19 protein-coding genes are annotated in these 19637 nt (G+C 66.5%); 8 read left to right on the top strand and 11 right to left on the bottom strand.

Annotated features, from left to right (window positions below; genetic code table 11):
- Positions 1–7 precede the first annotated feature (7 nt).
- Genes ACAG25_RS02730 through ACAG25_RS02720 form a run of 3 tightly spaced genes read right to left on the bottom strand, consistent with a single transcriptional unit; the run spans position 8 to position 2218 of the window.
- Entirely contained in the window at positions 8–337 is a 330-nt protein-coding gene (locus tag ACAG25_RS02730; RefSeq protein ID WP_370486727.1) for a hypothetical protein, read from the bottom strand.
- Entirely contained in the window at positions 330–1667 is a 1338-nt protein-coding gene (locus tag ACAG25_RS02725; protein WP_370486726.1) for an aromatic ring-hydroxylating dioxygenase subunit alpha, read from the bottom strand. Before ACAG25_RS02725 ends, ACAG25_RS02730 begins: the two co-directional genes overlap by 8 nt.
- An 8-nt stretch (positions 1668–1675) precedes the next feature.
- Positions 1676–2218 carry a carboxymuconolactone decarboxylase family protein gene (locus ACAG25_RS02720; protein WP_370486859.1) on the bottom strand — a complete coding sequence of 181 codons (543 nt, stop codon included), beginning with the start codon at positions 2216–2218 and terminating at the stop codon, positions 1676–1678.
- 263 nt (positions 2219–2481) lie between these two features.
- Here ACAG25_RS02720 and ACAG25_RS02715 point away from each other — a divergent pair, with 263 nt between their 5' ends.
- The 8 genes from ACAG25_RS02715 to ACAG25_RS02680 all read left to right on the top strand — a co-directional run bounded on the left by ACAG25_RS02715 (position 2482) and on the right by ACAG25_RS02680 (position 10706).
- Positions 2482–3777 carry an amidohydrolase family protein gene (locus ACAG25_RS02715; RefSeq protein WP_370486858.1) on the top strand — a complete coding sequence of 432 codons (1296 nt, stop codon included), beginning with the start codon at positions 2482–2484 and terminating at the stop codon, positions 3775–3777.
- 95 nt (positions 3778–3872) lie between these two features.
- The gene (locus ACAG25_RS02710; protein WP_370486725.1) at positions 3873–5051 is read left to right on the top strand and encodes an acyl-CoA dehydrogenase family protein; all 1179 of its coding nucleotides are present in this window, start codon (positions 3873–3875) and stop codon (positions 5049–5051) included.
- A 47-nt stretch (positions 5052–5098) separates the two neighbouring features.
- Positions 5099–6334, top strand: coding sequence for a CaiB/BaiF CoA transferase family protein (locus ACAG25_RS02705; RefSeq protein ID WP_370486724.1), 1236 nt, complete (start codon positions 5099–5101; stop codon positions 6332–6334).
- Complete coding sequence (locus tag ACAG25_RS02700; RefSeq protein ID WP_370486857.1) at positions 6324–7130, top strand: enoyl-CoA hydratase/isomerase family protein; 807 nt, start codon at positions 6324–6326, stop codon at positions 7128–7130. Before ACAG25_RS02705 ends, ACAG25_RS02700 begins: the two co-directional genes overlap by 11 nt.
- 5 nt (positions 7131–7135) lie before the next feature.
- Positions 7136–8281 (top strand): acetyl-CoA C-acyltransferase, encoded by a 1146-nt coding sequence (locus ACAG25_RS02695; RefSeq protein WP_370486723.1) that lies wholly within the window; start codon positions 7136–7138, stop codon positions 8279–8281.
- An 18-nt stretch (positions 8282–8299) separates the two neighbouring features.
- Positions 8300–9448: an acyl-CoA dehydrogenase family protein gene (locus tag ACAG25_RS02690; protein WP_370486722.1), complete on the top strand. Its 1149-nt coding sequence runs from the start codon at positions 8300–8302 to the stop codon at positions 9446–9448.
- A gap of 101 nt (positions 9449–9549) precedes the next feature.
- Positions 9550–10206: a TetR/AcrR family transcriptional regulator gene (locus ACAG25_RS02685; protein ID WP_370486721.1), complete on the top strand. Its 657-nt coding sequence runs from the start codon at positions 9550–9552 to the stop codon at positions 10204–10206.
- Positions 10203–10706: a hypothetical protein gene (locus ACAG25_RS02680; RefSeq protein ID WP_370486720.1), complete on the top strand. Its 504-nt coding sequence runs from the start codon at positions 10203–10205 to the stop codon at positions 10704–10706. Before ACAG25_RS02685 ends, ACAG25_RS02680 begins: the two co-directional genes overlap by 4 nt.
- A gap of 4 nt (positions 10707–10710) precedes the next feature.
- Here the strand turns inward: ACAG25_RS02680 and ACAG25_RS02675 are convergent, their stop codons facing one another.
- From ACAG25_RS02675 to ACAG25_RS02640, 8 genes are all read right to left on the bottom strand, one after another.
- Entirely contained in the window at positions 10711–11679 is a 969-nt protein-coding gene (locus ACAG25_RS02675; protein ID WP_370486719.1) for an NADPH:quinone oxidoreductase family protein, read from the bottom strand.
- A complete protein-coding gene (locus tag ACAG25_RS02670) occupies positions 11679–12671 on the bottom strand; it encodes a phosphotransferase family protein (protein WP_370486856.1) in 993 nt (330 codons plus the stop codon). The genes ACAG25_RS02675 and ACAG25_RS02670 overlap by 1 nt, the downstream gene beginning before the upstream one ends.
- A gap of 32 nt (positions 12672–12703) precedes the next feature.
- Entirely contained in the window at positions 12704–14005 is a 1302-nt protein-coding gene (locus tag ACAG25_RS02665) for an acyl-CoA dehydrogenase family protein (protein WP_370486718.1), read from the bottom strand.
- 36 nt (positions 14006–14041) lie between these two features.
- Positions 14042–14701, bottom strand: a complete 660-nt coding sequence (locus ACAG25_RS02660; RefSeq protein ID WP_370486717.1) for a TetR/AcrR family transcriptional regulator — start codon at positions 14699–14701, stop codon at positions 14042–14044.
- Between the two features lie 147 nt (positions 14702–14848).
- Positions 14849–15817, bottom strand: coding sequence for a TIGR03564 family F420-dependent LLM class oxidoreductase (locus tag ACAG25_RS02655; RefSeq protein WP_370486716.1), 969 nt, complete (start codon positions 15815–15817; stop codon positions 14849–14851).
- Positions 15818–15875: 58 nt separating this feature from the next.
- Positions 15876–17597 carry a nitric oxide reductase activation protein NorD gene (locus tag ACAG25_RS02650; protein ID WP_370486715.1) on the bottom strand — a complete coding sequence of 574 codons (1722 nt, stop codon included), beginning with the start codon at positions 17595–17597 and terminating at the stop codon, positions 15876–15878.
- Complete coding sequence (locus ACAG25_RS02645) at positions 17594–18415, bottom strand: CbbQ/NirQ/NorQ/GpvN family protein (RefSeq protein ID WP_370486714.1); 822 nt, start codon at positions 18413–18415, stop codon at positions 17594–17596. Before ACAG25_RS02645 ends, ACAG25_RS02650 begins: the two co-directional genes overlap by 4 nt.
- A gap of 4 nt (positions 18416–18419) precedes the next feature.
- Positions 18420–19589: a spirocyclase AveC family protein gene (locus ACAG25_RS02640; protein WP_370486713.1), complete on the bottom strand. Its 1170-nt coding sequence runs from the start codon at positions 19587–19589 to the stop codon at positions 18420–18422.
- Positions 19590–19637 lie beyond the last annotated feature (48 nt).

The raw sequence follows: 19637 nt of genomic DNA, 5'->3' as shown, positions 1-19637 counted from the left end.
GTCACCGTCAGACCACCGGCTCCTTGATCAGTTTGATATAGGCCGCGCCGCTGTCCAGTACCCGCGGCTGCTTCCAGACCTCGACCGGGAAGCTCACCATGACGATCGACTGGCCCAGGTGGACAAGGGCTTTGGCGTCATCGGGCATGCTGCTGAGCGGGAACCGGGCGTCCACGTAGACCATGATGTCCTCGAGGCGGGCCATGCCGGCGTCGTAGAGCGCCTGCATCTCTTCCATGCTGGAGTTGAGCCGCTTCTGGTAACGCTCCTCCTCGGTGGGCAGGCACCAGTCGGCGAATCGCTCCAGATCGGCGAATTCTTCAGGCAACTTAGGCATTGGCGGCTTCCTTCGATTCCGTGGCGGCGTGCTTGCCGTTCGATGACCCGTCCCCGTTGGCGAGGGACGCCTTGTACCGTTCCACGTACTTGTGGGCGGTGTGGTGGAGGTGGCGCAGCAGCACTTCCTGATCGCAGAGCGGGAAGTCGAGGACGGCCCGGGTGCCGATCTGGGTCTGCGTGGCCTCCAGGGTGTTGGCGTCCTGGAACGCGTACTCCTTGAACGTCACCGCGGCCAGCTCCTGAGACAACCGCTCGCGCAGGTTCTTCGGCGGCACGAAGTAGAGGTCGGCCTCGAAGATGTGGGTGTCCACCCCGGTGGGCCAGTAGTTGTAGGTGAGGTACCAGCCCGGAACCCAGAACAGCAGTGTGAAGTTCGGGAAGAACTCGAACGAGTCCTGGCCCCAGGTCTTGTGACGGCCCGGATTGATCGCCGGCGGCAGCTCGTCGGGCAGGATCCCCTTGATGGCGGGTCGATCCCATGGACCGAACAGGCCGCTGTGCAGGATGCGCTCGATGGGCTTGACCATCTTGAGGTCCTTCGGCGGGCTCATGCCGCCCCAGGACGAGATCATCGAGTGATCGCCCTTGATGTCGTAATGCAGCGCCTCGAAACCGAACTTGGCCAGCTTCTCGGCTTCCTCCTTCTCGGCCTGCTTCATGTGCAGGATCGGTGCGTGGTAGAACTCGACGAACGCGTCGATGAACAGCTTCCAGTTCGACTTGATCTCGGCGCGGTAGCTGTAGTGCTCGGTCATCTCGTGGAACGGGTAGCCCTTCAGGCCCTGTCCGAATTCACCGAGGTACTCCTCGAGTGAGATCGCGTTGTCGTCGAAGTTGACGAAGATGAAGCCTTCCCACACCTCGCAGCGCACCGGCTTGAGCGGGTAGTCCTGCTTGTCGAGGTCGAAGAATTCCTGCTCCTGCTGCACGAACGTGAGGTCGCCCTTGAGGCTGTAGCGCCAGGCGTGGTACTTGCAGACGAACTGGCGGCAGCTGCCGGAGGTCTCTTCACCCGGGTAGTCGTTCCACACCAGCTTGTTGCCGCGGTGGCGGCACAGGTTGTAGAACGCCCGCACCTCTTCGCCGTCGTTGACGATGATGATCGAGGTGCCGGTTCCGACCGACGGCATCTCGCGGGTGAAGTAGCTGCCCTTCTTGGGAAGCTGCTCGACCCGGCCCACCTTGAGCCAGGTCTTACGGAAGATGGCCTGCTGCTCCAGTTTCCAGTGCTCGGGGTCGATCGAGTCCTCGTAGTTGACCGGAGCGGTGCCGAGTTCGGGCCAGTTCTCGGTCCAGCTGCCGACGGCAGGTTTCGGGAAAAATGCCATGGGGTTCGCTACCTCTCTGCATCAGTAGTGGCGTCGGGTTCGACGCCGAAGGTGTTGATTGCCATGGCCAGGGCGCCATAGCAGCCGATCGTGAAGACGAGTTCCATCAGCTGGCGCTCGTCGAGGTGGCCGGACAACGCTGTCCATGTGGTGTCGGAAATGACGGCGTCGCGCCGCAGTTCGTCGACCGCGGTGAGCACCGCACGGTCGAGTTCGTCGCCGGCTTCGCCGCGAGTGACACCGTCGATGTCCTCGTCGGTGACCCCGACCTCGCGGGCCATGTCGACGTGATGCCGCCATTCGTACTCGCACTCGGCATCGTGGGCGATCCGCAGCACCGCCAGTTCGCGCAGGCGCGCCGGCAGGGTCGCACCGTAGAGAAGCTGGAAGTTGAACCTGAGGAACCCGCGAGCCAACTTCGGGTGCCTCAGCAGCGTCGAGACGAGATTGCCCGCGGTCTGCGGGTTGCGCATCTCCGGCGGCATCAGGCCGGAGAGCGCCTTGTCGACGGTCTCGTCCCACTGGTCAGCGGGCAGTGGCGCCACGCGCACCGACGGCCTCCTCTCGCTCATGAGAATCAGGTTCTCATATTTGACCAATAGATTTCCACTTTTCGGAGGGATCGTCAACGGTGCAGGTCAGCGGTGTTGGCCGAGGGGGCGTCGACGGAGCGGGGAGATCAGGGGCCGAGCAGCACCGATGTGGTCCGCAAACGTTGATTCTCGTCGATAGAGAAGCTAGTTTCCTTGTCAGGAGAACAATGGGCCGCGACCAGAGACCACGGGCGCATGCCTGGGGCGGAAGGAAAGCCATCGTGCATAAAGACGACATGATTTTGATCAGCGTGGATGATCACATCGTTGAGCCGCCGGATATGTTCAAGAATCATCTGCCGAAGAAGTATTTGGATGAGGCGCCGCGGTTGGTGCATAACCCGGATGGGTCGGATACCTGGCAGTTCCGGGATGTGGTGATTCCGAATGTGGCGTTGAATGCGGTGGCGGGTCGTCCGAAGGAGGAGTACGGCCTGGAGCCTCAGGGTCTTGATGAGATTCGGCCGGGGTGTTGGCAGGTCGATGAGCGGGTCAAGGACATGAATGCCGGCGGGATTTTGGGGTCGATGTGTTTTCCGTCGTTCCCGGGGTTTGCGGGGCGGTTGTTTGCCACTGAGGATGCGGAGTTCTCGTTGGCGTTGGTGCAGGCCTACAACGATTGGCATGTCGAGGAGTGGTGCGGGGCGTATCCGGCGCGGTTCATTCCGATGACGTTGCCGGTGATCTGGGATCCCGAAGCGTGCGCCAAGGAGATTCGGCGTAACGCGGCGCGGGGTGTGCATTCGTTGACGTTCACCGAGAACCCGGCGGCGATGGGTTACCCGTCGTTTCATGATTTTGATCATTGGAAGCCGATGTGGGATGCGCTGGTTGATACCGACACGGTGCTCAATGTGCATATCGGGTCGTCGGGGCGGTTGGCGATCACTGCTGCGGATGCGCCGATGGATGTGATGATCACGTTGCAGCCGATGAACATCGTGCAGGCTGCGGCGGATCTGTTGTGGTCGCGGCCGATCAAGGAGTATCCGGATCTGAAGATCGCGTTGAGTGAGGGTGGGACGGGGTGGATTCCGTATTTCCTGGAGCGGGTGGATCGCACCTATGAGATGCATTCGACCTGGACCGGTCAGGACTTCGGCGGCAAGCTGCCCAGCGAGGTGTTCCGGGAGCATTTCCTGACCTGTTTCATCGCTGATCCGGTCGGGGTGGCCACCCGTCATCAGATCGGGGTGGACAACATCTGCTGGGAAGCCGACTACCCGCACAGCGATTCGATGTGGCCCGGCGCCCCCGAACAACTCGACGAGGTCCTCAAGGCCAACAACGTCCCCGACGACGAGATCAACAAGATGACCTACGAAAACGCCATGCGCTGGTACAACTGGGACCCCTTCACCCACATCGGCAAAGACCAGGCCACCGTCGGCGCCCTGCGCAAAGCCGCCGAAGGACACGACGTCTCCATCCAAGCCCTCTCCAACAAGGAGAAGACCGGAGCCACGTTCGCCGACTTCGCGGCCAGCGCGAAGTCGATCACCGGCAACAAGGACTGACACACTTTCGCCGGAATTGCATTCCACGCGCGTCAACTCGCGAAAACACCACGTGGAATGCAATTTCGGCGTTCGACGATCGAGGAGAAACAGCGATGCCGGGCGGTATGAGCTTCGAGCTGACCGAGGACCAGGAACTGATCCGCAAGTCGGTGGCGGAGCTGGCGAGCAAGTTCGACGACCACTACTGGATGGAGAAGGACCAGGCGCACGAATTCCCGCAGGAGTTCTACGACGCCATCGCCAAGGGCGGCTGGCTCGGCATGACCATCCCCGAGGAGTACGGCGGCCACGGTCTCGGGATCACCGAGGCGACCCTGCTGCTCGAGGAAGTGTCGCGGTCCGGTGCCGCGATGAACGGCGCCAGCGCCATCCACCTGTCGATCTTCGGCATGCAACCGGTGGTCAAGCACGGCTCCGACGAACTCAAGGCGCGCACCCTGCCCCGGATCGTCGACGGTGACCTGCATGTGTGCTTCGGGGTCACCGAACCCGGTGCCGGACTGGACACCTCGCGCATCACCACCACGGCCAAGCGTGAGGGCGACCATTACCGCGTCAACGGCCGCAAGGTGTGGATCTCCAAGGCGCTGGAGTCGGAGAAGATCCTGCTGCTGACCCGCACGACCCCCTACGACGAGGTCACCAAGAAGACCGACGGCATGACGCTGTTCCTGACCGACCTCGACCGTGACCGGGTGGACATCCGACCCATCAACAAGATGGGCCGAAATGCGGTGAGCTCCAACGAATTGTTCATCGACGACCTGATGGTGCCCGTCGAGGACCGGGTCGGCGAGGAGGGCAAGGGCTTCAAGTACATCCTCGACGGACTGAATCCGGAGCGCATGCTGATCGCCGCCGAGGCGTTGGGCATCGGGCGCGTGGCCCTCGAGAAGGCCGTCAAGTACGGCAACGAACGACACGTCTTCAACCGCCCCATCGGCATGAACCAGGGGCTGCAGTTCCCGCTGGCGGACTCGCTGGCCCGGCTCGACGCGGCCGAACTGGTGCTGCGCAAGGCCACCTGGCTCTACGACAACGGAAAGCCCTGTGGACGCGAGGCCAATACCGCGAAGTACCTCTGTGCCGACGCAGGATTCGGTGCCGCGGACCGCGCGTTGCAGCTGCACGGCGGAATGGGCTACTCGGAGGAGTACCACGTGTCGCGGTACTTCCGCGAGTCGCGACTGATGAAGATCGCACCGGTGAGTCAGGAGATGATCCTGAACTTCCTCGGTGAGCACGTGCTCGGGCTGCCCCGGAGCTACTGAGTGACAGCGCCACAGGTCTCACTCGAGCTCTATGGTTATGTGAACACGTGACGAGTTCTGAACCGAACGCCGGACCGTTGGCCGGCGTCACCGTCGTGGCCATGGAACAAGCCGTGGCCGCGCCCATGTGTACCCGTGTCCTGGCCGACTTCGGAGCGCGGATCATCAAGGTGGAGAACCCCAAAGGGGGCGACTTCGCCCGAGATTACGACGACGTCGTCAATGGCCCCGGCGGATTGGCCGCCCACTTCGTGTGGGCCAACCGGGGCAAGGAGTCGGTCACACTCAACACGAAGTCGCCTGCAGGGATGGACCTGTTGCACCGGCTGCTCGACCGGGCCGATGCGTTCGTGTCCAACCTCGCGCCGGGTGCGACCGCCCGCCTGGGAATCGCACCGTCCGATCTGGCGGAGCGGCACCCGCAGGTGATCCCGGTGGAGATCGACGGCTACGGTCCCGGCGGTCCCATCTCGCACAAACGTGCCTACGACCTTCTGGTGCAGGCCGAGGCGGGATCGTGCGCCATCACCGGTTACCCGGGCATGCCGGCCAAACCCGGGCCCGCGGTGGCCGATTTCAGCACGGGCCTGTACGCGGCGATCTCCATCCTGGCTCTGCTCTACGGCCGCGCCCGTGGACCTGCGCCCGCGGTCGCGCCGTCGGTGGCATTGAGCCTGTTCGATGTGATGACCGACGTCATGGGTTATGCGCTGACCTACACCCAACACTCGGGTATCGACCAGGAACCGCTCGGTGTCGGGTCCCCGGCGGTGGCGCCCTATAGTGCCTTCCCGACGCGCGACGGGCAGACCGTGGTGCTCGGCACCACCAACGACCGCGAATGGCAGCGGGTGGCCAGGGACATCATCGACCGGCCCGACCTCGCCGACGATCCCCGGTTCGTCACCAACTCCGACCGGTGCGCACACCGCGAGATCCTCGAGGACGCGATCCGCGCGTGGTGTGTCCGGCACGATCTGGCGGACATCCAGAAGAAGGCCGACGAGGCCGGCATCGGGAACTCCCGCTACAACAAGCCCAGCGAGGTCATCGTGCATCCGCACCTGGACGCCCGCGACCGGTGGCGGACCGTCGCGACCCCCAAGGGTGACATCCGGGCCCTGCGGCCCCCGCCGGTGATCAGCGACTTCGAACAGCCGATGGGGGCGATTCCGGGTCTCGGCGAGCACACCGACGCGGTGCTCACCGAAATCGGGGTCAGCGCAGAGGAATTGGCCGCACTACGAACCGACGGTGTGATCGGACCGGCCTATCGTGGCTGAGCCGGTGCTGCTGAGGTCAGATCGCGACGGGGTCCGGACGCTGACCCTGAACCGTCCCGAGCGTCGCAACGCGATCGACGCGCAACTGTGGGTGGAACTGGCGGACGCCCTGCGGCAGGTCAAACGCGACCCCGACGTGCGCGCGGTCGTGCTCACCGGTGCGGGTGGGGCGTTCTGCTCCGGCGCCGACATCGGCACCGGAGAGCAGATCCATCCGCGTTACAAGCTCGACCGGCTCACCGACGTGGCGTTGGCGCTGCATGAACTCGCGGTACCGACCGTCGCGAAGGTCACCGGCGTTGCCGTCGGCGCGGGATGGAACCTGGCCTTGGGCTGCGACCTGGTGGTCGCCACGCCGGAATCCCGGTTCTGCCAGATCTTCTCCAAGCGCGGCCTGTCGGTCGACCTCGGTGGCTCGTGGCTGTTGCCGAAACTCGTCGGGCTGCAGCAGGCCAAGCGGCTCGTGCTGCTGGCCGACATGATCGACGCCGAGGAAGCCCGCGAGCTCGGGTTGGTCACCTGGGTCGCGCCCGCCGAGGAGATCGACGCGTTCGTCGACGGCCTCGCCGACCGGCTGGCCGCGGGCCCGCCGTTCGCGCTGGCGCAGAGCAAGGCGCTGCTCAACGACGGGGCCAACACGACCCTGCGCGAGGCGCTGGCCAATGAGGCCCGCGCGCAGCCGGGCAACTTCGCGACCACGGATTCGACCGAGGCCTACGCAGCGTTCGCGGCCAAGCGCGATCCTGAGTTCACCGGGGCGTGGGCCCTGTACGACAAGCCCGAGACCAAGGAGTAGAGATCATGCGGGAGACGGTCATCGTCGGAGCGGTACGTACGCCGGTCGGCAAGCGCAACGGCGGCTTGGCCGAGCAGCATGCCGCCGACCTGTCGGCGCTGGTGCTCAACGAACTCGTGGAACGCACCGGCGTGGACACCGACATCATCGACGACGTGGTCTGGGGATGCGTCTCGCAGGTAGGCGACCAGTCGAGCAACATCGGCCGCTACGCCGTACTCGCGGCCGGCTGGCCCGAACACATCCCCGGCACCACCGTCAACCGGGCGTGCGGATCCAGCCAGCAGGCCCTCGATTTCGCCGTGCAGGCGGTGATGTCGGGCCAGCAGGACATGGTGGTGGCCGGCGGGGTGGAGGTGATGAGCCGGGTGCCGCTGGGCGCCGCCCGCGCCACCGGTACACCCTACGGCCCGAAAGTCTTTGCGCGCTATGACGATTTCTCGTTCAACCAGGGCATCTCGGCGGAGATGATCTCCCAGAAGTGGGGGTTCTCCCGCACCCGGCTCGACGAATACTCCGCGCAGTCGCACGAACGCGCCGCCGCAGCCCAGGACGCCGGGGCGTTCAAGGATCAGATCGTGCCGGTGTTCACCGACGGCGCCCCCGTGACCGACGACGAAGGCATCCGCCGCGGGACCACCGTGGAGAAGTTGGCCAATCTCAAGCCCGCGTTCACCGAGGACGGCGTGATCCACGCCGGGAACTCCTCGCAGATCTCCGACGGGGCCGCCGCGCTGCTGGTGACCACCGCCGAGAACGCCGTCAACCTCGGTCTGACCCCGCTGGTGCGCTACCGCGCAGGCGCCGTGACCGGGGCCGACCCGAAGCTGATGCTCACCGGACCCATCCCGGCGACGGAGAAGGTGCTGCACAAGGCCGGTCTGAAGCTCGACGACATCGGTGTCTTCGAGGTCAACGAGGCGTTCGCGCCGGTCCCGCTGGCGTGGCTGGCCGACACCGGCGCCGACGAAGCCAAGCTCAATCCGCTGGGCGGGGCGATAGCGCTGGGGCACCCGCTGGGCGCTTCCGGTGCGGTGCTGATGACCCGGATGATCCATCACATGCGCGACAACGGAATTCGCTACGGGCTGCAGACGATGTGTGAGGGCGGCGGGACCGCCAACGCCACGGTCGTCGAGCTCGTCGCCTAGCCAGGAGAGGCTCTTTCAGTGCGTAGAGATCTGTTCACCGAGGACCACGAGGCGTTCCGGGAGCTGGCCCGCGACTTCGTCGAGAAGGAGGTCGTGCCGGACTACCCGCAGTGGGAGAAGGGCGGCCGCATGCCTCGCGAGGTCTTCGCCCGGATGGGCGAACTCGGGATGCTCGGGATGGCGATCCCCGAGGAGTATGGCGGCGGTGGCCAACCCGACTACCGCTACAACGTGGTGCTGCAGGAAGAGGCGGCTCGCGCGCTGGTGACGCTGTCGACGGTGCGCACGCAACTCGAGGTGATCCTGCCGTACTTCCTGCACTACGCCAACGAGGAACAACGCCAACGCTGGTTCCCCGGCCTGGCGGCCGGGACGTTGTTGACCGCCGTCGCGATGACCGAACCCGGAACCGGATCAGACCTGGCCGGGGTGCGCACCACCGCGGTCCGCGACGGAGACGACTACATCGTCAACGGCGCGAAGACGTTCATCACCGGGGGTATGCAGGCCGATCTGGTGATCGTCGTCGCCCGCACCTCGACCGATCCGGACAACCGTCGAACAGGGCTGACGCTGTTGGTCGTCGAGGACGGTATGGAGGGATTCACCCGGGGGCGCGAGCTGGAGAAGATGGGCTGCAAGGTCCAGGACACCGCCGAGTTGTCGTTCGTCGACGTGCGGGTCCCCGCGGCCAACGTGCTGGGTGAGGTCGACGAGGCGTTCTCCTACCTCGGCCACAACCTGCCTCAGGAACGGTTGACCGTTGCGGTCGGATCGGTGGCGCAGGCCCGCTCGGCGATCGCCGCGGCGATCGAGTACACCCAGAGCCGCAAGGCGTTCGGCACCCCGGTGGCTTCGTTCCAGAACACGAAGTTCGAGCTCGCCGCTTGCTCGACAGAGGTGGAGGCGGCCCAGGCGATGCTGGACCGGGCCGTCGCGCTGCATGTCGAGGGAGAGTTGTCCGGCGCCGACGCCGCGCGCGTCAAGTTGTTCTGCACCGAGATGCAACAGCGTGTGGTGGACCGCTGCCTGCAGCTCTTCGGCGGCTACGGCTACATGATGGAGTATCCGATCGCGCGGCTCTACACCGATGCGCGGGTCGCTCGGATCTATGCCGGCACCAGCGAGGTCATGAAGGTCATCATCGCGAAATCGCTCGGCCTCTAGCTCGGAGGAGACGCGTCCCTCACCGAACCCGCAGGTGAGACACGTGTCAAAAAATAAACCTGTTGAGACCCTTGTCACAAGCGGCCTAACCTACCTACTGTGTGTTCAGAAGGTTGGTTCGACAAGGGAGTCAGGTGCCAGTTCCGGAGCCGGCGGCCGTTCGGCCATACGAGTCGCTCCTCGCCAAAGGTGAGGATCGCAGAGCGCGGATCCTCGGTGTGGCGGAGCGCCTTCTGGCCCGAAATGGTTGGCGCAACACCTCGCTGGCCCAGATCGCCAAGGAGGCCGGTGTCACCCCGGCCGGCCTGCTGCACCACTTCGAGTCCAAAGAACAGCTTCTCAACGCCGTTCTCGACGCGCGCGACACCGACGACGAGGTGCATGCCGACTACCGTTCCGGTGACCTCGTCACCGAGCTCACCCGCGTGGCCGAGCGGTTCCACCGGGCGCCCGAGCTGGTGGGCACGTTCACCGTGCTCCTGGTGGAGAACATCGCTCCCGAGGCGCCGCTGCACGACCGATTGTTCAATCGCTACCGCGCGGCGGTGGAGATCATCACCTCGATCATCGAGCGTGGTCAACGCAGCGGCATCTATCGCTCAGACGTAGACAGTGCCAGCAAGGCCGTGGAAATCCTCGCCTTTACCTATGGAATGGAGACCCTATGGTTACTCGATCCCTCGATTCAGTTGGCCGAGGTGTTCAAGGGGTACGCGGAGTCGCTGGGGCGCGAGCTGGCGCCGACGAGGCAGACATGAGGTACCGGCTGGACGTCGTGGCGCCGACCGTGCGTGACGCGGTGCGTTACGCGGGTGGGTGGATCTACGACCGCGTGATGGCCGGATGGGATGTCACCGTGCTGCTCGGCAGTGACGAGGACGTCCGGCCGCTGCAGATCCTCGGCGCCCGCACGCTCGACCTCGAGTCGGTGTTGGAGGCGTGGGAGGACCGGCCGCATCCGCAGACCGTCGCGGTGGCCGCGGACCTCTTCGACCGGGATCCGCGGGTACTGATGCACGTGCGCAACGCACTCGACCAGGGCGCCGCCGAGGTCACGCTGTGGGGTGAGGATGTGCCTGCCGAACTCGGCAACAGCGTCGACTCCGCTCATCACCACCTCAGCGCGGCGGCGCGGGCCTTCAAGTCGCTTGCCCTTGCCGCAGCCCAGGATTCGACGGCCGACCCGGTCGCACGCACTGAATCCTTCCGGTGCGGGATGCTCGCGTCGGTGGCAGCGGACCTCGTGCCGGCCAGCTGACGGGTCACCCGCTCAGGTCGATGACGACCTTGCCGACCGCCCGGCCGTCGGCGACGTGGGCCAGCGCCGCGGCCACCTCGTCCAGCGGATAGACCGCACCGATGTGTGGGCGGATACGGCCGTCGGTCAGCAGTTCGCGCAGTTCGTCCTCGTTGCGTGTGAATTCGTCGACGGGCACGTCGCCGAACTGGAAACCGAGTACGTGAACGCCCTTGACCAGCACCAGGTTCAGGGGGATCGCCGGGATCACCCCGGAGGCGAAGCCCACGGTGACGTACCGTCCTCCGCGCCGCAGCGAGCGCAGCGCCGGTTCGGCCAGCGTCCCGCCCACCGGGTCGATCACCGCGTGCGCCCCGGCCGGCAATGATCGCTTGAGAGCGCCACGCAGGTCGCCGTCTCGGTGGTTGACCAGATGGTGGGCGCCGTAATGTTTTGCGGCGTCGAGCTTTTCCTGCGACGACGCGACCGCGGTGACGGTCGCACCGAGTAGCGCACCCAGCGCGACGGCAGCCAGACCCACTCCGCCACCGGCGCCGAGCACGACCACGTCGTCGCCCGGGCCGATCCGGGCCACCGACCGCAGCGTGTGGTACGCGGTGCGGTAGGCCACCCCGAACGCCGCGGCGGTGCGGTCGTCGATCCCGTCGGGAATCCGCGCGAGCCCCGCCGCCGGTACCGCCACCTCCTCGGCGAACGCACCGTGCAGCATCGCGCCCGTGACACGGTCGCCGACTCGCAGTTCCTCGGTACCGGGGCCCGTTTCGACGATCGTGCCGGCGAACTCACTGCCGGGCACGAACGGTGGCGGCACGCTGATCTGGTAGGCGTCGGCGACCAGCAGCACATCGGGAAAGTTGACCGCGGCAGCACCGACGCGCACACGCACGTCGCCCTCGCCGACAACCGGGGCGGGTCGATCACAGACCCGCACCGTCTGTGGCGGGCCGTAGGCGGTGCAGACCGCAGCGCGCATCAGCGGTAGTCGCTGGACTCGGCGAGATCGGCCGCCGAGCGCATCAACTCGACGATGACCGGACCGTACGCGAGCAGCTTCTCGTTGTCCCCGGCGCGCTGGAAGCCCTGCTCCAGGACGATCGCCAGCTTCCACCTGGCCAGCACCACGTAGTAGTCCAGGTCGTCGACCTGGCGGCCCGACACCCGTGCGTAGTGCTCGACGACGGCATCGCGCGATGGCATGCCGCGCATGTCCACGTAACTCATCTCCGACTCCGTCGGTGCCGACGTATCGGCCGGCCAACTCTGCACCATCCAGCCCAGATCGAGTTTCGGATCGCCGACGGTGCCCATCTCCCAGTCGACGATCGCCGCCAGTTGCGCGGGCGCACCGTGCCGGTACATCACGTTGGCGAACTGGTAGTCACCGTGCATCAGACCGGGGACGAAATCCAGGGGGCGATGGGTACGAAGCCACGCGGTGGCCACGTCGAGCCCGTCGATCTCGCGGCCCTTGATGCGCTCGAAAAACGCTGTCCACCGGTCGACCTGGCGTTCGTGGAAACCGTCCGGGCGGCCGAGATCGTGCAGCCCCCTGGCCTTCCAGTCCACCTTCGACAGCAGCGCGATGCCCTCGGCCAACTGATAGGACAGCTGTTGCCGGGCGGCCGTGTCGGTGTCGAAGGGGTCGGGCCAGCGGCCGCCCTGCAGGTCCATCGGGGACCATCCGTCGACGAACCCCATGAGGTAGAACGGTCGCCCGAGCACCGAGGGGTCGGGACACACGCCGACCGCTGCGGTGTGCGGGACGTCGGTGCCGTCGAGCGCCTCGATGATGCGCCACTCGCGCAGAATGCCCTTGTCCCGGTCCTGCGGGGCGTCCGGCGGTGGCATCCGCAGGACGCAGCGGTGCTCTCCGCGGCGCAGTTCGTAGATGATGTTCTGGGTGCCGCCGGACAGGAATCGGGTCTGCAGCGGCTCACCCTTCCCGGGCAGCGACGCCCGGTCCATCCAGTCCGACAGGCGTGCGGTGTCGAGGTCGGTCACAGATTGCCCACCTCGTTCTCGAGGTACTCGGCGAACTTCGCACGGGCCTTCTCCCGCTTGGCCGGGATCCACTCGCTGGGCCAGGTGTCGGTGTTCGGCTGGTAGTCGCGCAAGACCTGTTTGGCGACGGTGGCCTTGTGTACCTCCGTGGGGCCGTCGGCCAGGCCCATCACCGCGGCACCGGTGACCATCCCGAGGAACGGCATCTCGTTGGACACCCCGAGAGCGCCGTGGACCTGCATGGCGCGCCACGCGATGTCGTGCAGCACGGTGGGCATCACCACCTTGACCGCCGCGATGTCCTTGCGCACCTTCTTGTAGTCGTTGTACTTGTCGATCTCCCAGGCGGTGTAGAGCACCATCAGCCGGAACTGCAGCAACTGCGCGTAGGAGTCGGCGATGTAGCCCTGGACGAACTGCTTGTCCGACAGGCGACTGCCCTGGGTCTCGCGGCTCAACGCGCGTTCACACATCATGTCGAGTGCTCTGCGGGACAACCCGATCGTGCGCATCGCGTGGTGGATCCGTCCGCCACCGAGCCGGGTCTGAGCGATGACGAACGCCTGACCCTCACCACCCAGCAGCGCCTCGGCCGGCACACGGACGTTGTCGTAGTGGATCAACGCGTGCGAGCCCTCGTCGTCACGCTCCCCGTGCAACCCGACGTTGCGGACGATGTTCACCCCGGGGGTGTCGGTCGGCACCAGGAACATCGACATGCCCTGGTAGGCGCTGACGTCGGGGTTGGTGACGACCATGACGATCAGGAACGACGACGTCCGGGCGTTGGAGGAGAAGAACTTCCAGCCGTTGATCACCCAGTCGTCTCCGTCGCGCACCGCGGTGGTGGTGAACAGGGTGGGGTCGGCTCCCGCGTGGGGTTCGGTCATCGAGTAGCAGGAGAACATCTCACCGTCGAGCAGCGGACGCAGGTAGCGGTCCTTCTGCTCGTCGGTGCCGTAATGCGCGATGATCTCGGCGTTGCCGGTATCGGGCGCCTGACAGCCGAACACGATCGGTGCCCACTGTGACCGTCCCAGGATCTCGTTGAGCAGCGCCAACTTCAGTTGCCCGTGACCCTGCCCGCCCAGGTCGGTACCGAGATGGGTGGCCCACAGCCCGCGGCGACGCACCTCGTCCTTGAGGGGATCGATCACCTTGCGGCGCTTGGCGTCCAGCGGTACGAACTGCTGGTCGGGGAAGGCCAGGTCGAGCGGCTCGACTTCCTCCCGGACGAACTCGTCGGCCCAGTCCAGCAGCTCTTGGTATTCGGGGTCGGTCTCAAAATCCCACGCCATGGGCGTCTCCTCTCGGATCGGACGGTTGGGGATCGGTCATCGGCCGGTCCTGGCGTTGAAACCGGTGATCAGCGCGACGATGTCGCCGGTGACGACGTCGGCGAATGATCGTCGGCCGAAAGCTCCTGCAGCCCAGTGCCGTACGCCTTCGCTGACATGCATGCCGGCGAGCCGGGACAGGTGGTCGGTGTCGACGTGCGCGCCGATCTTTCCGTCCCGCTGGGCGCGTTCGAACAGTTCACCGAACATATCGGTGTCGGATGGATCGGCCGGTGCCTGACCGGCCAGGATGCGGTGCTCGTGCCGGTAGCCTTCGAGGATGGTCTCGATGACCAGCTCGCGGGGATTGCGGGCCATCGAGCGTTCGAGGCTGCGTAACGCTTCAGCGATCACCGTCTCGACCTCGTAGTCCGAACGCAGCAGCGACCGAACCTTCTGCCGCGCGGCGCGGGTCGAGGCCAGGCCGACCTCGAAGAGGATGTCCTCTTTGGCGGGAAAGTAGAAGTAGAACAGCGCTCGGGACACCCCGGCAGCGCGGCAGATGTCTGCGACGGTGGTGTTCGCGTAGCCGTTGGTGCGCCACAGAGCCATCGCCGCCTGGACGAGGCCTCGCTTGGTCTCGTGTGACCGGGCGCGCTGGTAGGACGCTCGACGCTGACCACCGTCAGCAGCTGAGCGAGGCGCGGTTCTGGGCACTTCCGGACTTTAACAGCCGGATCAGCGGATGCCCATAGTTGACGCTTGTCTAATTTCCCCCGCGCCCCGACCGCCGCCGAAATTGCATTCCACGCGCGTCAAACGGCCGTTTGACGCGCGTGGAATGCAATTTCGGCGGAAGCGGGCTTACGTACCCGAAGCGAACTCGGAGATCAGCGACGCGACGAACTCCTGGGTGCGCTGCCTCGAGGCTCGACGCTCGGCGGCATCGGCGCCCAGCGGCACGATCCGCGCCGCGAGGTCGGTGACGCCGGCGTCGCGGTAGCGACGCAGCCGAGCGGCGACGATGGTTTCGTCGCCGGCGGCCATGGTGTCACCGATGTCGGTGGCGTCACCGTGTTCGAGCAACCGTACGTAGTTGGGGGAGAAGTCCGCGTGCCCGAGGACCTCGCTCGCATACGTGCGGGCGTCGTCGATCTCACCCTCGGCGCACAGTGCGACCGGGACACCGGCGACGACGCGCACTCCGTCGCGGCCCGCGTCCTCGGCGGCGGCGGTCAGCCGGGGGACCACGTAGTCACCGATCGCGCGTTCGTCGGCCATCCACAAGATGGTGCCGCCGGTGCGTGCGCCGGCGATCTGCAGCATCGTCGGCCCGAGTGCCGCGATGAGGACCGTGACGCCGAAGGCGTCGGTGACGTCGACAGGACCATGCACGTTGAAGGTGGCGTTGTCGACGTCCACGGCGCCGGGTCCGGCCAGCGCGGCGTCGAGGACGTCGAGGTAGTCGCGCACCAGCCGCGCCGGCCGCTCGTAGGGCAGCCCGAGCTGGTCGGCGATGATCCAGTGGTGCGACGGCCCGATCCCCAGGCTGAATCGGCCGTCGCACGCGATCTGGGTGGTCAGCGCCTGCTGCGCCATGATCAGCGGGTGTCGGGTCTGGATGGGAACCACGGCCGTGCCGATCTCGATCCGGTCGGTGTGCCGGCCGAGCAACGCGACCGCGGTCAGTGCGTCGAGGTAGCCGGGAACCTGCGGGATCCAGAACGACGAGAAGCCTTGTGCTTCAGCGGCCTTCCCGTCCACGATCAGACCGGACAGGCGCTCGGCCCGGGGACGCTCCTTGTCGGATCCGATCATCACACCGATACGCATCGACACCTCCGGTCGCGAGTGGGCAGCTCCACAGTCCTATCGCATCGGCGCTTCGATGTCAGGTGCTCGGGACGGGTCGCCGCTGCCCGCCCGGGCTGGGAGCAGCGAGTTCGCGCAGCGCGGAGAGGAACAGGTCGTCCATCCTGGGGGACAGTTCGCGCAGCGTCGCGGCGGCGGCGTGGCTCGCCGAGCCGAACACCCGTCCGAGCGCCTCGGTGCCGGTGGAGGTGCCGATCGACAGGCACAGGCAGGCCACCCCGTCGGACCGCAGCTCCTCGAGCGCCTTGTGCGCGTCGGCCTCGGCGTAGCGGCCCTCGTATCCGTCGTCGTAGGGATGGCCGTCGCTCAACACGAGCAGCAGCCGGTTCGGGGTGCCGGCCTCGGTCTTGAGGATCTCGCCCGCACCGCGGATCGCCGCGCCGAGCCGGGTGTAGTGGGCCGGCTGCAGGTGGTTGAGCCGGGCCCGGCTCAACGCGGTGAAACGCTGTCCGAAAGTCTTGATGGCGGGCAGGTGCACGGCATGGCGTCCCTTGGACCGGAACGCGTAGACCGCCACCCGGTCACCGAGATCTTCGAGTGTCGCCGCGATCGTGGCTGCCGCCCGTCGCTGATGGTCGTGTACCGCCAGACCCTCGGGATCGGAGTCGGTGGCCGACCCGGACGCGTCGAGCAGGATCAGCACCCCGAGGTTGCGGGCGATCTTGCGGTGCTCGACGTAGATGTGTTCGGGCGGGGACCATCCCGAACGCAAACCGATCGAAAGGTCGACCAGGGCTTCGATGTCGAGGTCGTCGCCATCGGGTCGGCGGCGCAACGCTTTGGGACCCAGGCCGATCCGGGACAGCCGACGTCGCAGCACCTCATCGGACTCGATGCCGGCCGCCGCCACATCGGCTTGACCGGTGAACGGATAGTCGATCACCCGGCACCACTGTGGGCGGTAGCGGTTCTTGAAGACGTCCCACTCGGCGTGCAGCGCACCGCCGACCCCGACGGCCGCACCGGGATTGGCCTCGTCGGTGAAATGGATCTTGGTGGGGACGGGCCGGGCTTCGGGTCCTGCCGCGCGGGCGCGCCGCGCGCCGCGGGACTGCAGCTTTCCTCCTCCGGCGTTGCTGTCCCCCGAACCCGGCGAGGAGCCGAGCAACTTGCGCAGAAAGTCGCCCACCGCTTGCGAATTGAACAGCGGGTTGTCGAAGAGCTTCAAGATCTTGCTCTCCTCGGCCGCGCCGTCGTCGTCCTCGTCGTCGGCGTCCTCCTCGGGCGCAGCCGTGACGATCTCGAAGTGCAGATCCTGGTCGGTCGCCCGTCCGCCCGGTGTCGCCACGTCGGGGGCGATCTGCAGCGGCTTGATGACCCCGAACCAGGAGGGTGGGTCGGCCAGGCGCGTTCGGCTGCGCGCCAATTCGAGTGACTCGAGCGTCGATGCCGTCTCGGGTATGTCCCCGATGTCCAGCCCCGCCGCGAGCGGAACCCGCTCGGCGAGACCGGTGAGCACCCGATTCCCCTCGACGGCGAGGTAGCGGCGCGCGAGGTTGCCTCGAGCGCGCAACGACCGGACCACCGCCGGGTCGAGACTGCCGGCCCCGAGCAGGGCCGCTTGCACCAACACCTCGCGCCGATGCTGCTCGAGCGAACCGCGGTGGGAGACGAAGACCACCCGGCCGTCGGTGTACGGCTGTTGGCCCGCAGGTGCTTCGGCGACGTCCACGGGTCGGCCGGCCAGGAAGCCGGCCAACAGTCGCAGCCGGCCGGGGTCGTGTCGCTCGGGTGAGGTCACGGCCGGGGTAGGAGGGCGTCCACCAGTTCGCCCAGCGCGCGCACCACGTCGCGGTCGTCGGAGAGCGCTTCGACGACCGCGGCCTGGACGGCGCGGCGCAGGCCCAGCCCCTCGGCGGCCAGGCCGCCGGCGAGGATCAACATCCGCGTCGAGGACACCTCCCGCAGTGGGGAGCCGTCGATGTTGCGGATCGCGTTGCCGATGGAGACCAGTACGCGCGCCGTCTCGGTGTCGACGCCGGCTTCGTGCGCGACGATCTCGGTTTCCACCTCAGGCGGCGGGAAATCCAACTCGATGGCCACGAAGCGTTGCCGGGTCGCCTCCTTGATGCTCTTGAGCACGCTCTGGTATCCGGGGTTGTACGAGATCACCAACTGGAACCCCGGTGCCGCGGACAAGGTGGTGCCGAGGCGGTCGATCGGGAGTTCGCGTCGGTGGTCGGCGAGCGGGTGGATCACCACGGTGGTGTCCTGGCGCGCCTCGACGATTTCGTCGAGGTAGCAGATCGCGCCAGAGCGGACGGCCCGTGTCAGCGGCCCGTCGACCCAGACGGTCTCGCCGCCTTTGAGCAGGAACCGGCCCACCAGGTCGGCCGAGGTCATGTCCTCGTGACCGGCGATGGTGATCAGGTCGCGACCGAGCTCGTGGGCCATCGACTCGACGAACCGGGTCTTACCGCACCCCGTCGGGCCCTTGAGCAGGACCGGTGACCCGCGACGGGCCGCGGCGCGGAACACCTCGGCTTCGTCGCCGACCGGGCGGTAGAACGGTGCGCGCGAGGGGTTTTCGAGCACGGCGGTGTGATTCGTCGTCGACAACCCGTCACCGCCCCTCGTGCGGGATGCGCGGGGGCACCTCGACACCGTCGGGCATCACGACCTCGCCGTCGAAGTTCACATAACCCGAGTGCTTGGTGGGAATGGGCAGGGACGGATCCGGGCAGGGGCGGTCGGTGCCGTCACCGCACAACCCGGAGGTGAAATAGGACCGCTTCTGTACGTCCTCGGGCCACGGATCGGCATGGGTGGCCATGAACTGCGCCGGGATGATGTAGAAGGTGAAGAACGACGCGCTGATCGCGGCGAAGATCGCCAAGAACCGGATGAACTGCTGCTTGGCGAAGCCGCCGCGGATGTTGTCGAGTCCTCGCTCCACGACGGTGCGGCCACGGTCGTCGGTGAAGAACCGCAGGCAGCACAGCGCGGCCTGCACGCCACCCCACATCAGACCCTCGTAGATGGGCCACTGATAGTAGGTGCCGGCATTGATCGACAGAGCCTGGATGGCGCCGGGGAAGGTGTACATCCCCAACGGCATCAGAACGAGGCCCTCCATGACGAAGTCGAAGACGAAGCCCCACGCGAACGCGACACCGATCAGTCCCTTGGTGCCGAGATTCGGCCAGCGCTGCTGGGCTTTGCGCATCACCCAGCAGCCCAGGATCGTGCACAGCAGCACGCCGTATGCATAGCCGGAGACGTTGATTCCCAACGGTTCTGCGACCTGGGCGCCGGGCTGCTCCGGCGACATCCACCCGGGAACGTGCGGGGCCCAGGAACCCATGTTGAACGCCCAGGCGTTGTAGGTGCACCACGTGTTGATGTAGTTGAGCAGCGGATCCTGGAAGAAGAACAGGCCTGTGGACACCATGATCATGCCGTCCAACGTGATGCGCCGCTCACGGCGCCACGGCCGGATGATGAACCACCAGATCGCGACCGGGAACAGCGCCGGCGAGCCGATCTGCCAGACCATCAGCGCGACCTTCATGAAGGTCGGTGGATCCGTCGGCCCGGGATCGACCCGGGTGAAGTAGGGCCCGGTGATCCAGCGGATCCAGACATAGATCTGGAACGCCAAGATCAATCCACCGGCGGTCGCCCAGATCTTGACCCTGCGTGCCGACGGCGCCGGGGACGGCGGGGCGTCAAGACGCCCGACACTGCTCAGGGATTCGGTGGCCGCGGGCTTCTTGTTCGACGGTTCGCTCACTGTTGCGCCTCCTCGGTCGCGCGTCGACCGCGCGATTCCGGGAGAATA

It is taken from the genome of Mycobacterium sp. pV006, assembly GCF_041287115.1.
Taxonomy (GTDB): domain Bacteria; phylum Actinomycetota; class Actinomycetes; order Mycobacteriales; family Mycobacteriaceae; genus Mycobacterium.
The sequence above is the reverse complement of the archived record's forward strand: the minus strand, read 5'-3'. Positions and strand labels throughout refer to the sequence as shown.